At 71.3% G+C, this 13,929-nt stretch carries 11 protein-coding genes and 1 riboswitch; of the genes, 7 read left to right on the forward strand and 4 right to left on the reverse strand.

Annotation, left to right across the window (positions count from 1 at the left end; all coding sequences use genetic code 11):
* Nucleotides 1-25 precede the first annotated feature (25 nt).
* The 3 genes from amaB (at nt 26) to ITI46_RS28860 (ending at nt 5,172) form a co-directional block, all read left to right on the forward strand.
* Complete coding sequence (amaB, locus tag ITI46_RS28850; protein WP_209242860.1) at nt 26-1,555, forward strand: L-piperidine-6-carboxylate dehydrogenase; 1,530 nt, start codon at nt 26-28, stop codon at nt 1,553-1,555.
* Nucleotides 1,556-2,078: 523 nt separating this feature from the next.
* Nucleotides 2,079-2,253, forward strand: a riboswitch (cyclic di-AMP (ydaO/yuaA leader).
* A gap of 4 nt (nt 2,254-2,257) precedes the next feature.
* Nucleotides 2,258-3,037, forward strand: a complete 780-nt coding sequence (locus tag ITI46_RS28855) for a LysM peptidoglycan-binding domain-containing protein (protein WP_209242861.1) — start codon at nt 2,258-2,260, stop codon at nt 3,035-3,037.
* A 182-nt stretch (nt 3,038-3,219) separates the two neighbouring features.
* Nucleotides 3,220-5,172 carry a glycosyltransferase family 2 protein gene (locus ITI46_RS28860; RefSeq protein ID WP_209242862.1) on the forward strand — a complete coding sequence of 651 codons (1,953 nt, stop codon included), beginning with the start codon at nt 3,220-3,222 and terminating at the stop codon, nt 5,170-5,172.
* Between the two features lie 17 nt (nt 5,173-5,189).
* Here the strand turns inward: ITI46_RS28860 and ITI46_RS28865 are convergent, their stop codons facing one another.
* Nucleotides 5,190-6,509: an alpha/beta hydrolase family protein gene (locus ITI46_RS28865; protein ID WP_209242863.1), complete on the reverse strand. Its 1,320-nt coding sequence runs from the start codon at nt 6,507-6,509 to the stop codon at nt 5,190-5,192.
* Nucleotides 6,510-6,741: 232 nt separating this feature from the next.
* Between ITI46_RS28865 and ITI46_RS28870 the strand changes: the two genes are divergently transcribed.
* Nucleotides 6,742-7,560, forward strand: coding sequence for an NPP1 family protein (locus ITI46_RS28870; protein WP_209242864.1), 819 nt, complete (start codon nt 6,742-6,744; stop codon nt 7,558-7,560).
* A 91-nt stretch (nt 7,561-7,651) separates the two neighbouring features.
* Here ITI46_RS28870 and ITI46_RS28875 read toward each other — a convergent pair whose 3' ends face one another.
* From ITI46_RS28875 to ITI46_RS28885, 3 genes are read right to left on the reverse strand one after another with little or no spacing between them, the layout of a single operon-like run.
* On the reverse strand, nt 7,652-8,461 hold the full coding sequence (locus ITI46_RS28875) for a DeoR/GlpR family DNA-binding transcription regulator (RefSeq protein ID WP_209242865.1): 810 nt from the start codon (nt 8,459-8,461) through the stop codon (nt 7,652-7,654).
* Nucleotides 8,462-8,511: 50 nt separating this feature from the next.
* Entirely contained in the window at nt 8,512-9,516 is a 1,005-nt protein-coding gene (pdxA, locus tag ITI46_RS28880; RefSeq protein ID WP_209242866.1) for a 4-hydroxythreonine-4-phosphate dehydrogenase PdxA, read from the reverse strand.
* A complete protein-coding gene (locus ITI46_RS28885; protein ID WP_307808366.1) occupies nt 9,513-10,922 on the reverse strand; it encodes a four-carbon acid sugar kinase family protein in 1,410 nt (469 codons plus the stop codon). The genes pdxA and ITI46_RS28885 overlap by 4 nt, the downstream gene beginning before the upstream one ends.
* 236 nt (nt 10,923-11,158) lie before the next feature.
* Here ITI46_RS28885 and ITI46_RS28890 point away from each other — a divergent pair, with 236 nt between their 5' ends.
* From ITI46_RS28890 to ITI46_RS28900, 3 genes are all read left to right on the forward strand, one after another.
* Nucleotides 11,159-12,196 carry an aldo/keto reductase gene (locus ITI46_RS28890; protein ID WP_372452095.1) on the forward strand — a complete coding sequence of 346 codons (1,038 nt, stop codon included), beginning with the start codon at nt 11,159-11,161 and terminating at the stop codon, nt 12,194-12,196.
* 40 nt (nt 12,197-12,236) lie between these two features.
* Complete coding sequence (locus tag ITI46_RS28895; protein ID WP_209242867.1) at nt 12,237-13,013, forward strand: HpcH/HpaI aldolase family protein; 777 nt, start codon at nt 12,237-12,239, stop codon at nt 13,011-13,013.
* A partial coding sequence (locus ITI46_RS28900; RefSeq protein ID WP_209242868.1) for a phosphoglycerate dehydrogenase occupies nt 13,010-13,929 on the forward strand: 920 nt, incomplete at its 3' end. The genes ITI46_RS28895 and ITI46_RS28900, both read left to right, overlap by 4 nt.

Genomic DNA, 13,929 nt, shown 5'->3' on the forward strand with positions numbered 1-13,929 from the left:
GTCCCTCCCACCCGTAAGGATGACCATGACCAGCAACACCCTGCCCACCACCGACGAGCTGCGGGCCCGCGCACGCACCAGCCTCGGCGCCATCGGCGTCACCGTTCCGGAAGGCGGCGACTTCCACGCGCGGACCCCGGTCACCGGTGAGGACCTGTTCGGGCTGAAGGCGTCCGGTGCGGCGGACGCCGAGGCCGCCATCGGCGCGGCGCACACCGCGTTCCTCACCTGGCGGACCACACCGGCGCCGCGCCGCGGGGAACTGGTGAGGCGGCTCGGCGAGCTGCTGCGCGAGCACAAGAGCGATCTCGCCGATCTCGTCACCATCGAGGCGGGCAAGATCCGCTCGGAGGCGCTGGGCGAGGTTCAGGAGATGATCGACATCTGCGACTTCGCCGTCGGCCTGTCCCGGCAGCTCTACGGCCGCACCATCGCCTCCGAACGCCCGGGGCACCGCCTTGCCGAGACCTGGCACCCGCTGGGTGTGGTGGGCGTCGTCTCCGCCTTCAACTTCCCCGCCGCCGTCTGGTCGTGGAACACCGCTGTGGCGCTGGCCTGCGGTGACACAGTCGTCTGGAAGCCCTCGGAGCTCACCCCGCTGATCTCGCTGGCCTGCGACCACCTGCTGGCCCGCGCGGCTGACGACGTCGGGGCGCCCCGCGATGTGCACCGGCTGCTGCTGGGCGACCGTGCCGTGGGCGAGCAGCTGGTGGACGACCCCCGCGTCGCCCTGGTCAGCGCCACCGGCTCGACCCGGATGGGCCGCGAGGTCGGCCCTCGCGTCGCGGCCCGCTTCGGCCGCAGCCTGCTGGAGCTCGGCGGCAACAACGCCGCGATCGTCGCGCCCTCGGCCGACCTCGACCTGGCCGTGCAGGGCATCGTCTTCGCCGCGGCGGGCACGGCGGGGCAGCGCTGTACGACGCTGCGCCGTCTGATCGTGCACCGTGACGTCGCTGAGCCGCTGGTGGAGCGGCTGACCAGCGCGTATCGCAAGCTGCCGATCGGCGACCCGTTCGACGAGAACACGCTGGTGGGCCCGCTCATCTCCACCGCGGCCCTGGAGACGATGAACAGCGCGCTGACCCGCGTCCAGGCGCAGGGCGGCAAGATCCTCGCGGGCGGCAACCGGCGGCTGGCCGAAGCCGCCCCGCAGGCCGCCTACACCGAGCCGGTCCTGGTGCGTGTGGACGAGCAGAACGAGGTGGTACGGGAGGAGACCTTCGCCCCGATCCTCTACGTGCTCACCTACGACACCCTGGAGGAGGCCATCGCGCTGCACAACGACGTCCCGCAGGGCCTGTCGTCCAGCATCTTCACCCGTGACCAGCAGGAGGCCGAGATCTTCCTCTCGGCGGCCGGCTCCGACTGCGGCATCGCCAACGTCAACATCGGGACCTCCGGCGCGGAGATCGGTGGCGCTTTCGGCGGCGAGAAGGAGACCGGCGGCGGGCGTGAGTCGGGCTCCGACGCCTGGAAGGCCTATATGCGCTCGGCCACCAACACCATCAACTACTCCAGCGAGCTGTCCCTCGCCCAGAACGTCAGCTTCCTCTGACCGGTTCTTTGACCGTTCCCCCGACCGGTTCCTCCGACCCGACGCGGCACACACGCCGCTGAACACCCGGGAGCCCGCGGCCGCCGCTGTGCCGGCCGCGGGCTCCCGGGCTTTTTCGGTGCGGAGGGAGGGTGCATCAACAGCGCCGTGAACCAACGCTTTTACCACCTCTCAGCGCGTAATGTCCGGATATAGGTGACTTACCGCTCCCTCGTTGTCACTTCGTAGCCGCTGTGTCAAGAAACACACCGCGAGCAGCGGAGCGCGAGCAAGATCTTCTGGCGGGCCGTCAACAAACTTTGCGCCCATACGGTTTCGGAAATGCGCCCGCCGCACCGCTTTACGCTCAGAAAATGATCCACAGCACAGCGTTGAAGAATTCCGAGATCATTTTTCCCGGATACCCGGCGTTCAAAACGAGCATCTTGCTCCGAACAATGCGTTGTGTTTCTGTGTCCTCGCTCCGGCCTCCGTAAACGGCCGGAGTTCCACTGCCGGGGCGCCGAATCCTGCCGCCCGGCGAGGGAAATTCGCACCAGACCACGCGGCAGGAGCGGGGGACCCAAGTACGTGCCGTGCCGCACTCGGCGGCCCGGCTAGGGGTGAAGTCATGCCCGCTGCGCCTCGCGCACGGGTTATGGCCGGGCAACTCCAGCCCGAATCCGACAGCTCACCTCGCAGGCGCTAGGAGAGGACAATCCCATGTCACGTGGCCGTCATGCCCGTAAATCCCGCCGCGCCCGCCACATTTCCCGGCTTTCGCTCGCCCTCGTTGCCGGTGGCGCGGGAATCGCCGCTCCCCTGCTGACAGCGGGAAGCGCGCACGCCGCCTCCGCACCGGCCAAGGTCCAGGAGCAGAAGCAGGCCGGAACCGCCAAGGCCGGTGCCGCCTCGCAGGCGAAGACCGAGCAGAAGGCCAGCTCCTACACCGTCGTCACCGGCGACACGCTGTACCAGATCGCCGTGGACCACGACATCAAGGGCGGCTGGTCCACCCTCTACAACGCCAACAAGAAGACCGTCGGCGGCGACCCGGACCTGATCCGCCCCGGCCAGAAGCTGACCCTGGACACCGCCAAGGCCCCCGCCGAGCGCAGCAGCACCACGCAGCGCGCCGACCGCGACGCCGCCCAGCGGACCAGCACCGTGCACAAGACCCAGTCGACCAACCTGGACGGCTGGATCAACGAGGCGCTGGCCATCATGAAGCAGCACGGCATCCCGGGTACCTACCAGGGCATCCACCGCAACATCATCCGGGAGTCCGGCGGCAACCCCAACGCCATCAACAACTGGGACATCAACGCCCAGAACGGCACCCCGTCCATCGGTCTGCTCCAGGTGATCAAGCCGACCTTCGACGCCTACCACGTCGCCGGCACCGCCTACGACCAGCGGGACCCGGTCGCCAACATCGTCGCGGCCTGCAACTACGCGGCCAAGACCTACGGTTCGATCGACAACGTCAACGGCCCCTACTGAGCCGACGACCCCACCAGGCGGCTGCCCCTCACCTCGCGGTGACCGGGCAGCCGTCCGGTTTTGGTGGCCGTAAGTAAGAGATCCAGCACGTTCCGTGCTGAAATGTCGCCCCACAGGGCCCCATTCACCCGAACGCACGGCATCTCCTGGCAGCAGTACGCCTGAATGGGACCCTTCTGCACATGGATGCCGCAGAACGCCTCGTAAGCGTAATAACACCTGCTTACAACGCCCTCCCCTACCTCAAGCGCTGTATCGCCTCGGTCACGCACCAGTCTCTGGACCCCGGCCGCATAGAGATGATCGTGGTGAATGACGGCTCGACGGACGGCACGGCAGCGGAGCTGGATCTCCTGGCCGAGCGGCACCCGCGGCTGCTGCGGGTGATCCACCAGGAGAACTCCGGCGGCCCCTCGGGCCCACGCAACCGCGCTCTCGACACCGCCACAGGGCGGTATGTGTTCTTCCTCGACGCGGACGACTATCTGGCACCCGAGGCACTGGCTCGGCTGACCACGACCGCCGAGGAGAACAGTGCCGATGTCGTGCTCGGCAAGATCGCTTCGGTGGGGCGGCGAGTGCCGCGGTCGATGTTCCGGGCCAACCAGCCCGACGCCGACCTGTTCACCTCGCGGGTCTACTGGGCCCTCTCCGTGCAGAAACTCTTCCGCAAAGAGCTTCTCGACCGGCTGCAGCTGCGCTTCGACACCTCGCTGCGGATCGGCGAGGACCAGCCGTTCACCGCGCTCGCCTATCTGCGCGCACGCCGCATTTCCGTGGTCGCCGACTACGACTGCTACTACCTCGTACGGCGCCCCGACGGCCAGCATCTGACCTATACGAACAAGACCCAGCCGGCCCTCGACTCGCTCGACCAGGTGTGTGAGCTGTTGCGGACCGAGCTGGAACCCGGGCCGCAGCGCGACGCCCTTCTGCTACGGCACTTCGCCGTGGAGTTGCAGGGCGCGTTCCAATTCCTGGGCAGGGAAGCCGAATCCGCAGTCCAGCTGCGCGAGTTCAACCGCATGCAGAAACTGGTCGCCGATCACGACTGCGACTCCTTCTGGCCCCGGCTGAGACCGATCGAGCGCCTGCGGTGTCATCTCACCCAGCACGGCAATCTGGAAGAACTCCTGACCCATACCCGGCCGGCCAAGAACCGTTTGCCGTTCCGCATCCATATATCGCAGGGAAGGGCGCTCGCACACTATCCGCCGGACCACAAAGCCTCTTCCGACAGCCCTGCCGCATGTTTCGACGTGACGGAGCATCTCTCCCTCACCCACCGCCTTTCCGGCTTTTCCTTCACCGGGACCCGGCTCCGGCTGCGCGGACGTGCCGGGCTGGACCAGGCAGGGCACCTCGACGAACGGAACGTCGAGATTTTCCTGGAGCACCGCGGCAAGGACACCACGACGCAGCACGCCGAAATCCGCCTCGACGGTGACTCTTTCGAAGCGGATTTCGACCTCCTCGGCGGCGACGGAACCCATGCCCCCATGGCCGACGGTTTCTGGGACCTGTATCTGCGCTACACCGTCAACGGGCTTGCCAAGACCGTACGGCTGGGCAATCAGCGCGACCCGGACGCCGGCGTGTGCCCCGTCAGCTGCCTCGCCGACGACGGCTCGGGGGGTATCCGGATGGCCAGGCTCTACCCCACCGCCTTCGGCAATCTCACCCTGCGCCTCCAGCATGTCGCGAAGGCCCGGCTCCGCGAAGAGCTGCGCTTCGAAGCGGAACCTCCCGCCTGGCACGGGACCTTTCTGCAGCTGCGCGGTACGACCAACCTTGTCGCTCCGCCGCCGGGATCCGCCGTCGTACGGCTGGCGGCCGCCGGCGCCACTCTCGACTTCCCCCTGCTGCTCCAGGAGAACGGACGACTCTCGGCTGACCTCCCCCTCGACACCCTGCCCCCGGGCCGGTGGACAGCCACGCTGCGGATAACCGCGGCCAATTGGCGCCACACCCTCCCCCTGGGGCAGCCGGAGCTGCCGCCGAGCGTGGCGCGCTGGCGCCGCGGCCTCGTACCGATGTACGCCAAGCTTCAGCCGGACACCGCGCTCACTGTCCGGGTCGACCGCCTGCGCCTCACCCGCGGCCTGCGTCGCAGACTCACCCGGCGGAGCGCCTGACGCCGTCCGGCCCGCCGCTACGGCGTGTGGAAGTCCACCTCCGGGTTCTCCTTCGAGGGGCCGTCCAGCAGCGGGCGGGGCAGCCCGCGCAGGTGGTGATCGAAGAACGCCGTCACATACTGTGTGGTGATCTCTCCTGAGCGCTTGCCCGACAGCGGCGCCGAGGGATCGGTGACACCGGCCTGTCCACCAAGGATCGGCAGGTCGATGAAGGTGAAGTGGCCGGAGCCGGCCACCGTGAGCCACCTCTTCCAGCCGTGCAGCCGCTGCCAGGTCCGCGGCCACGTCACGTCGTCCGCCCGCGGGTTGTGCCCCTTCCGGGTGCCGAGCATCAGTACCGGGCGCCCGGCGCCCGCCCGGGGCACGGGCGCGAAGAACGAACCGTCCAGGTTCCCCGCGGCCTTGATACGGCGGTCCGTACCCGCCGCGACCGCCGCCGCGTTGCCGCCGAGCGAATGGCCCGCTGCGCCGATCCGGCGGGGATCGATGAGAGCCGCGTAGTCGCGTGGCCGCTTGCTGTTCTTCTCCGTCGAGGATTTCGAGGCTTTCGAGGGCTCCAAGGGCTTCAACGGCTTCGAGGGGGTGGTCAACTCGTCGACGACGAAGGAGATGTCGGCCGCCCGGTTCCGCGCCGCCCTGGCCAGCAGTCTCTTCTCCGCCGCGTCGTCGGGAGCGCTCTCGACCGTCTTGCAGGCGACGCACGTCAGGGTGCGTCCGGCGGAGCCGTCCGAGGGTGCGGCTGAGCTGGCGGTGAAGGTCGTGCCGAACGATTCGTAGGCGTGGTCCAGGAGTGCGACAACATAGCCGTGCGAGGCCAGCTCTTCCGAGAGCCGGGTGAGGGTGGCCCGGTGCAGTGTGAAGCCGGGCGAGAGCACGACCAGGGGGTGCCTGCCCGGCGCTGGACGGGCCCCGGTGCGGGCGTTCGTACGGACAGAGGTGAGCCGGCCGGGCTGGAAGGACGTGTCCAACTTCAGCCCCTTGAGGAGCAGTTCGGCCTCCTTCGCGGAGATGTACGGGGCGCGGGCGCCGTGCTGGGCACCGCGCCGGGCGGGGTAGAAGAGCGACACCATCACCCGGCGGGCGCCGGCCGACGGGACCCAGAGGTCGCGGCGGTGCTCGTCCGTCAGCTGCAGGGTGTCCCTGCCGATGGCCCAGGGGCCGGTCGGCCGGGGTATGGCCAGGCGGGTGTCGCGCTGCGCGTCCGCGCCCGTGGCCTTCGAGACGGCGGAGCGGGCGCCGGGCGCCGCCGGGCCCTCGGCCGAAGCGCAGGCCGTGGCTGTCGTGCTGAGCACAGCGGCGGCCAGCAGGGCGGCCGCCGCACGAGGTGTACGGATCATGGGCTGGAGCGTAGGAAGCGGCGCCCGGCGTCAGGCACCCACGAAAGGCAGCGGCAGCCCTGACTTTCGGCAGGGGTGCCGTACCAACACGCCGGCGCACCCGGGCCGGGGGAAGCGGGGCCCCTGGTAGGTGAAGTGCGGGGGGTCACAAAGCCGTTCGGCCCTCTTGGCAGGTGCCGCGACTCACGGCAGCGTGAGCCGGGCAACTCACCCCCCACTGTGGAGTGCGCACATGAGAGAGGCGAACGCCCCGCATCACGCCCCAGCCGACCGGCCCCGCCGGGCCGCGAGGTGGAGCAGAAGGGCCCCGGCCGTCGTGGCCGGGGCCTTCGCTCTGGTCGTCGGGCTGCCCGGCACCGCACTGGCCGACCCGCCGCAGGCGCTGCCCGCGAACGCGAGCGCGCTGGAGCAGAAGTTCCAGCCCGCCTACGACTACGACACCGACGGCTGTTACGCGACTCCCGCCATCGGCCCGGACGGCACGATCGCACCTGGCCTGAAGATCGGCGGCGACGTCAACGGCAACTGTCACGACGCGTCGGACCTGGAGAACACCAACGGATACTCCCGCACCAAGTGCAACAACGACTGGTGCGCCCTCGCCTACGCCTCCTACTTCGAGAAGGACCAGGCCGCGCTGGGCGGCGGAAGCGCCGGGCACCGGCACGACTGGGAGCATGTCGTGGTCTGGGTGCACAACGACCAGGTCGAGTACGTCTCGACCTCCAACCACGGCGGATTCACCGTGCACGGCAAGGACGATCTGCCGTTCGAGGGCACCCACCCCAAGGTCGTCTACCACAAGGACGGGGTGAGCACCCACTGCTTCCGCGCCGCCAAGAACGACGGCGGTGACGAGCCGCCCGAGAACCACCGCGGTGCCTGGCAGTACCCCTCCCTGGTCGGCTGGGACGGCTACCCCGCAGGCCTGCGCGACAAGCTGACAGCGGCCGACTTCGGCAGCGCCACGCTCGGCATCAAGGACGACACCTTCAACGGCCATCTGTCCGAGGCGATGCCGGACGGCATACCGTTCGACCCGAACGGCTGAGGCAGCGCCCGTACGGCGCCCGTACGGCGTCCGTCCGGGGATCCGCACGTGGCCCGCTGCCGCCCTCCCGAGGCGTCAGCGGGCCACGGCGTCAGCGGGCCACGGCCGACTCCGCCCCCAGCTCCTCGACCGGCTCGGCCCGTACCACCCGCACGCCCCGCTCGGTGAACTCCGCGACCTGCGCGGGGCTCGCGCCCTCGTCCGTGACCAGCGTCCAGCCGGACGGCAGGGCGGCCCAGGTGTGGAACGGAGCCCGGCCCAGCTTCTCCGCGTGCGCCAGTACGTAGGTGTGCGCGGCCCGGCGCGCCATCAGCTCCTTCAGCCGGGTCTGCCGCAGATCCGCCTCGCAGATCCCGTTGTCCGCCGTGACGCCGTCGGCGGACAGGAAGACCCGGTCGAACGTCAGCCGCTCCAGCGCCGCCTCGGTCAGCGGGCCCACGAACGCCTGGCTGACCGGACGCCATGTGCCGCCCAGGCACTCCACATGGACGGTCTCGACGTCCGCCAGCTCGTGCAGCGCCGTCAGCCCGGTCGTGGCCACGGTGAGGTCCTCGGCCGTCCGCAGTTCGTGGGCCAGCGCCCCGACCGTCGAGCCGGCGTCCAGCAGCACGGACTCGCCCGGCTGCACCTGCGCCGCCGCCCACCTGGCGATGGCCCGCTTCTGCGGATACGCCTCGCCGGTCCGCTGGCGCAGCGACGCCTCCGGGTGCGCGGTCAGCGCCATCGCGCCGCCATAGGTGCGGGCGAGCCGGCCGTCGGCGGTGAGCCTGGCCAGGTCGCGGCGGATGGTGGAGGCGGTCACGCCGAAGTGCTGTGAAAGCTCCTCGACGCTGGCCAGACCCGTGGTCGTGGCGAGGTGGAGGATCTCCTCACGGCGGGCCTGCGATCCATTGGGCGGCATCAGGTGTCCTTCGCGGTGGTCGGTCCAACTGTCCTTCGCTGCTCGCCGGTTCAGCCGGCGGTGGACATCTCGGCGGCCTGCCGCAGCGCCTCGATCATGCTACCGGCCTCGGCCTTGCCGGTACCCGCGATGTCGAACGCGGTGCCGTGGTCCACCGAGGTGCGGATGACCGGCAGGCCGACGGTGAGGTTGACGCCCGCCTCGATGCCGAGCACCTTCACCGGCCCGTGGCCCTGGTCGTGGTACATCGCCACGATGAGGTCGTAATCCCCGCGCGAGGCCAGGAAGAAGGCGGTGTCGGCGGGGAGCGGGCCGCGCGCGTCGATGCCCGCTTCGCGCACCTTCGCCAGCGCCGGCACGATCTTCTCCTCCTCCTCGCCGTAACCGAACAGCCCGTTCTCGCCGGCGTGCGGGTTGATGCCGCAGACGCCGATGACAGGGTTCGCCCGGCCGGCCCTGACCAGTGCCTGGTGCCCACGGCGTACGGTCCGTTCCACCAGCCCCGGCTCGATCCGGCGCACGGCGTCCAGCAGACCGATGTGCGTGGTGACGTGGATGACCTTCACCCGCTCGGTCGAGAGCATCATCGACACCTCCTCGACGCCGGTGAGCTGCGCCAGCAGTTCGGTGTGCCCGGGATAGAGGTGCCCGGCGGCGTGCAGCGCCTCCTTGTTGAGCGGCGCCGTGCAGATGCCGTCGATCTCCCCGGCGACGGCGAGCTCGGCGGCACGCTTGACGTACTCGTACGCCGCGTTGCCCGCCGCTGCGGAGAGCCGGCCCCAGGGCAGCCCGGCGGGGAGCAGTGCGAGGTCGACGACGTTGACCCGGCCGGGGGTGAACTCGGCCTCGGCGGGGGTCTCGACGGCCACGATCTCGCAGTCGGCGCCGAGGATCCCGGCCGCCTCCCGCAGCCGTGCGGCGTCGCCGATCACCACGGGCCTGCACCGGCGCAGCGTCCCGGCGTCCAGCACCGCCGGCACGATCACCTCGGGGCCGACGCCGGCGCCGTCACCCATGGTGAGGCCGATCAGGGGAAGGGGCTGCTGCGCGTTCACCGGTTGACTCCTTGACGTGGCAGTGCTGTTGCTGTTGCGGGCGTGGGTTGCGGGGCGAGGGACGAGGCGGGCGCGGTGGGCCGGGGTGGCGGTACGGGCGGGGAGAGAAGTCCGGGGCGGAGCGCGGTCGCGATCCGGTGGAGGGAGTCGGGGCCGCCGAAGCTGCCGGGCCGGGTGACGACCGACCGCCCGTCGCAGGTGAGGGAGTGGACGGCGCCGTGGTGCAGCTCGGCCACCGGCTGCAGGGTGCTGATTCCCACGGCGTCGAGCACCCGGCGGGCGGTCTCTCCCCCAGTGAGCACCAGATCGGGACGGCCGGGCAGCGCCGCCACCGTTCGCGCCAGCCCCGCGACCAGCAGCCGCGCCCGGTCCGGGCGTACCCCGTCGGTTCCGTCAACCGAGATCACGGTGACGGTGCCGGAAGCGAGCGGCGGCAGCGGTACGGGCTCGTCCGCGGCCAACGACCGGGGAGACAGCGGCAGATGACGCGCCCCGGCCGCCACCAGCTGCGCGATCTGTGCACCTACGACGGGCTCCGCGCTCCCGGCGACGACGAGCAGCGGATGCGGAGCGGCGGTGGCGCCGTCGTCGATGGCTGCGTCGAAGCCTCTGTCGGCGGCGTTGCCAACGTGGTTGACCCCGAGGTCAAGGCCCTTCTCGTGGTCGGCCGCCTGTCCGGGTGTGCCGGTTCCGATGTGCCGGCCGAGGGCCGCCGCGAGTCCGCCGCTGCCCAGCAGCCGGTATCCGGGCCCGAGCGTCACCGCGGCCTCGGCGACGGCCGAGAGGTCGGCGTCGGTCTCGGCGTCGCAGACCGGGTGCCGGCCCTGGGCGGCCACGTCCTTCAGCAGGGCGGCGAGGCCGTCGGCCCTCTGGCGTACTGCCTCGAGCGGTACGTGGGCGGTGGGCAGTGGCGCGAGAGCTTCGGCGACGGACCGGGGCGCCGTGCGTCCCTCGGCACGCCAGGCGGCGCTCTCGTGCAGCGGTACGCCGTCGACGTGCAGCACGCCCTCGCGTACGGCCCGCCCCGCGCCGGGCAGCGCCATGGCCACGACCACCGCGGTCGCGCCCTCCGCGAAGGCGACGGCCTCGGCGCCGACGTTGCCGCGCAGCAACGAGTCGGACTTCTTGTACCGGAGGACCGGCTCATGGCGGGGCGAGCGGGCTGCGTCGGCGCAGGCCAGCGCGGCCCGTACGGCTCCGGCCGCCGTGCTGCCCTGCGCCTGGCGTGAGTCGAGGTCCGCGACGACGGCTGCTCGGTGGTCCTGGGGAGTGCCCTGGGAGGTGCGCAGGTCCGACGGGTCGAGGACGAGCCGGGCGGGCAGCCGCAGCAGCGCTGCCACCTCGGCAGCGCCCGACAGATCGTCGGCGAGGGCCACGACCGACGCGACGCCAGTCCCAGGGGACACAAGAACCTCCTTCAACGCTCCGCGCGGGCCGGGCTTCGCGCGGGTTGTGCACACGGCACGCAGAGAGCCAGGGGCCACGGCGCCGATGGCACTCGATGATGGCACAGGATGCGCGATTCGCGCGAGACTCTTGCGCGGAACGCGCAACCATGCGAGCGTGCCCTGCACGACAACGGCCGTGCGCCATCCGCCCCGGGGCGGGCGGCGCGCGGCACCCGTACCGGAAGGAACCGCTCGTGAGCACCGGCACCGGCAACCGCCCCGGCTCTGACCCAGGCTCCAGCCCCGGCCCCGGCCCGCAGGGCATCGGACTGCCCTCCGTCCCCGTACCGCTGTCCCGCCTGGTCCTGGGCACCATGACGTTCGGCGACACCGTCGACCGCGCTGGCGCCGCCGGGATGCTGGACGCCGCCCTCGACGCCGGGATCACCGGCGTCGACACCGCCAACGGATACGCGGGCGGCGAGAGCGAGCGGATACTCGCCGAGCTGCTGCCCGGCCGCCGGGAGAAGATCGTGCTCGCCACCAAGGCCGGCATCCCCCATCCCGACCAGGGGGAGCACGCCCCGCTCTCCTCCGCGGGGCTGCGCGCGGCACTCGAAGGCAGCCTCAAGAGGCTCGGCACCGATCACGTGGACCTCTTCTACCTCCACCAGCCCGACCGCAGTACGCCGATGGCCGAGACGCTGGCGACCGTCGCGGAGTTCGCCGCTGAGGGGAAGATCCGCGCCCTCGGCGTCTCCAACTACGCGGCCTGGCAGATCGCGGAGCTCACCCGCACCGCTGACGAGGTCGGCGCCCCGCGTCCGGTCATCGCACAGCAGCTGCACAACCTCCTCGCCCGGCGGATCGAGGAGGAGTACGTCGAGTACGCGGCGGTCAGCGGGCTGCGCACCATGGTCTACAACCCCCTCGGCGGCGGCCTCCTCACCGGCAGGCACCGCTTCGGGACCGACCCGGACGGCGGCCGGTTCGGCGACTCGAAGCTCGCCGCGATGTACAAGCAGCGCTACTGGAACGCGGAGCTCTTCGAGGCCGTCGCGCAGCTCTCCGCCGTCGCCGACCAGGCCGGTGTCCCGCTCACCGAACTGGCCCTGCGCTGGCTGCTGCACCGCCCCTCCACCGACGCGCTGCTGCTCGGCGGCTCGAAGGCCGAGCACCTGCGGTCCAACATCGCCGCGGCGCAGGCCGGTCCGCTGTCCGCCGACACCATCGCGGCCTGCGACGCCGTCGGCGCCGCGCTGCGCGGGCCGATGCCCGCGTACAACCGCTGACCAGGCCCGAGCCCCTCCTCCTCCCGTCCGGAGAACCGCCATGACCACCGCAGCGCAATTCACCGCCGCCCTGCGCAACCGCCAACGCCTCCTCGGCTACTGGTCGTTGCTCGACTCCCCCGTCGCCGCCGAACGCCTCGCCCGTGTCGGGTACGACTACCTGGCCTTCGACGCCCAGCACGGTCTGTTCGGCTACCAAGGGCTGCTCAACAATCTGATCGCCACCGACACCCGGGGCTCCACCGCCGTCGGCGTGGTCCGTGTCGAGGCCAACGACCTCACCTGCATAGGCCGCGCCCTCGACGCCGGTGCCGCCGCCGTCATCGTGCCGCTGGTCAACTCCGCGCAGGACGCGGCCGACGCGGTCGGCGCCGTACGGTATCCGCCGCACGGGCGCCGCTCCTACGGGCCCATGCGGGCGCAGTTGCGGATCGGCCCCGATCCGGCCGACACCCATGCACAGACCGCCGTGCTGGCCATGATCGAGACTGCCGAGGGGCTGGCCGCCGTCGAGGAGATCTGTGCTACGCCCGGCCTCGACGGCATCTACGTCGGCCCCTCCGACCTGCGGCTGGCCATCGGCGGCCGGACCTCGACCGACCCGGACGTCGCCGCGGAGTTCGAGGCGGCCCTCACCCGGATCAGCAAGGCCGCCGAGGCCGCCGGTATCGCCGCCGGTATCCACAACGCCGACGGCGCGAGCGCGGCCCGCAGGCTCGGCGAGGGGTTCACCTTCGCCAGCGTCGCCTCCGATGTCGTCCACCTCCAGCAGGCCGCAACCGCGCACCTCGCCGCCGCCCGGAGCACCGGCGCATGAGCTCCCCGGCCTTCACCACGCTCATCACCACGCCCACCTTCGCGCGGCACTCGGCAGCGCCGTGGACCCTGCTCGCCGAGAGCGGCGCAGGCCCGCTCCGGCCGTACGGCGACCGGGCGCTGCCGTACCCGGAGCTGCTGGAGCGGATATCCGGCGCCGACGCACTGATCGCCGGCATGGACCGGATCACCGCCGAGGTGCTGGACGCGGCACCGCGGCTGAAGGTCGTCGCCAAGCACGGCGTCGGCACCGACACCATCGACCTCGACGCGGCCCGCGACCGGGGCATCCCCGTCGTCTGCGCGCCCGGCTCCAACTCCCGGGCCGTGGCCGAGTACACCTTCGGCCTGATCCTGGACGCCACGCGGCGGATCACCGCCTCGCACCACGCGGTCGCGGAGGGCAGCTGGCCCAAGCTCTTCGGCCCCGAACTGCACGGCCGCACCCTCGGCGTCGTCGGCTTCGGGCGGATCGGCCGCCTCGTCGCCGGCTATGCGCGGGCGTTCGGCATGCGGGTGCTCGCGCACGATCCGTACGTGGCCGACGAAGCGGTCCGTGCGGCAGACGCCGAGCCTGCCCCACTCGACGTGGTTCTCGCCGGGGCCGATGTGGTCACCCTGCACCTTCCGCCGCCTTCCGGTGAACCGCTGCTCGGCGCCGCCCGCCTGGCCGCGATGAAGCCGGGTGCCGTCCTGGTCAACGCCGCCCGCGGCGGGCTTGTCGACGACGCGGCGCTCGCCGAGGCGCTGCACTGTGGACAGCTGACCGCCGCCGCGCTGGACGCCTTCGCCGCGGAACCCCTCCCTCCCGGCCACCCGCTGCGCACAGCACCCAATGTGACCCTCACCTCCCACATGGCCGCCTGCACCCCGGAGGCCAACCACGCGATGGGGGTGATGGTCGCCGAGGACATTCT

The organism is Streptomyces oryzae (assembly GCF_017676365.1).
GTDB lineage: Bacteria > Actinomycetota > Actinomycetes > Streptomycetales > Streptomycetaceae > Streptomyces > Streptomyces oryzae.